Source organism: Enterobacter cloacae complex sp. GF14B, assembly GCF_004136805.1.
Classification (GTDB): domain Bacteria; phylum Pseudomonadota; class Gammaproteobacteria; order Enterobacterales; family Enterobacteriaceae; genus Enterobacter; species Enterobacter hormaechei_C.
This window is the reverse complement of sequence record NZ_QFRV01000247.1, coordinates 1-1,628: the sequence shown is the minus strand read 5'-3', so window position 1 is coordinate 1,628 and position 1,628 is coordinate 1. Positions and strand designations below refer to the sequence as shown.

The window sequence follows — 1,628 nt, the reverse complement described above, 5'->3', positions numbered from 1 at the left end:
AGCGGCGTGAAGGCGCGCTTTGCGCTCGGCGGCATCACCGGCAGCCTGGTGGATCTGCACGAGAAGGGGCTCATCGAAAAGCTGCTCGACACCCAGTGCTTTGACGGCCAGGCAGCGGCCTCGCTGGCGCGCAACCCGAACCACGTGGAGATCTCCACCAACGTCTATGCCAACCCCGGCAGCAAGGCGGCAAGCTGCGACCAGCTCGACGTGGTGATCCTCAGCGCTCTGGAAATCGACGTCGACTTTAACGTCAATGTCATCACCGGCTCCGACGGCGTGATGCGTGGCGCATCCGGCGGACACTGCGACGTGGCGGCGGCAGCCAACCTGACCATTGTGGTCGCGCCGCTGCTGCGAAGCCGCATCCCGACCGTCGTGAAGCGCGTTACCACTCGCCTCACGCCGGGGGAGAGCATTGACGTGCTGGTCACCGACCACGGTATTGCGGTCAACCCGGCGCGCCCGGAGATCCGCGAACGACTCATGGAAGCAGGGATGAAGGTTGTAGATATCAACGCGCTGTATGAGCGAGCGATTTCGTTGACAGGCGTACCGAAACCGATTGAGTTCACCGACAAAATCGTCGGGGTGATCCGCTACCGCGACGGCAGCGTGATCGACACTGTGCGACAGGTGAAGGAGGAAGTATGACTTTTGCGACACCCGTGCGGGCGGGTGTCAGCCTGGAGGAACTGCTGGCGGCGAAAGAGCGCCGCGCAGCCCGCCAGGCTGACTGGCTTACGCACTATCAACAACCGGTGATCTCCCTCACGCTGGTCACGCCCGGGGAAATCAAAGACAGCCTGCGCTACCGCAACACCATGGGGGTGGCGTTACAGATGTGCGACCAGCTGCTGTGGGAAAACCGCTGGCAGGTGCTGGACCGCCAGGTGCTCTGGCTACCCACCGGACCTGAAGCATTGTGGTGCGTCGCGCATCCGGCGGCGGAAATTAAGGCGCACTGTGCAGAACTGGAGCAGACGCACCCGCTCGGCAGACTGTGGGATCTGGACGTGATCTGCCCTGAAAACGGCCTCGTGGGCCGTCAGTCGCTGGGTTCACACCTCAGACGCTGTCTGATTTGCGACGAGCCCGCCCACGCCTGTTCCCGTTCGCGCCACCATCCCGTTGAGCAGGTGGTTTCCCGCGTGGAGAAGATGATCGATGACTGGTTTGCTCGCGACTAAACCGCGCCCGGTTGACGTGCCTGCGCTTGCCGAAGCGGCGCTGTGGCAGGAGCTGGAGCTGACGCCCAAGCCGGGGCTGGTGGACAGGCTCAATAACGGCTCGCATCGGGATATGGACCATGCCTTGTTTGTCCGCAGCATTATGGCGATTACGCCGTGGTTTGCCCGGTTTGCGGAACTGGGTGAAGCACATGCGGCCAAACCTGCCGATCGGCAGTTGCGGATTCTCCGCCCAATGGGAATGGCCTGCGAGCAGGCAATGTACGCCGCCACGGGCGGGGTAAATACCCACAAGGGCGGTATTTTTGCTCTTGGTTTGCTCTGCTTCGCCGCCGGTCGTGTGAAAAATATCTCTGCGGATAGCCTCTGTTGTGAGGTAAGTAACATCTGTCGCGGGCTGGTGGCGCGGGAGCTGGCCGGGCGCAGCGGGCAGGCAAC

3 protein-coding genes are annotated in these 1,628 nt (G+C 62.7%); all 3 read left to right on the top strand.

Going from position 1 to position 1,628, the window contains the following annotated elements:
- Positions 1–654: citrate lyase subunit alpha (locus DD606_RS25060; RefSeq protein ID WP_306768327.1), on the top strand; the 654-nt coding region annotated here is incomplete at its 5' end.
- Positions 651–1,190: a citrate lyase holo-[acyl-carrier protein] synthase gene (gene citX, locus DD606_RS25055; RefSeq protein ID WP_023314828.1), complete on the top strand. Its 540-nt coding sequence runs from the start codon at positions 651–653 to the stop codon at positions 1,188–1,190. The genes DD606_RS25060 and citX, both read left to right, overlap by 4 nt.
- On the top strand, positions 1,168–1,628 hold a 461-nt coding region (locus tag DD606_RS25050), incomplete at its 3' end, for a triphosphoribosyl-dephospho-CoA synthase (RefSeq protein ID WP_176691490.1). The genes citX and DD606_RS25050, both read left to right, overlap by 23 nt.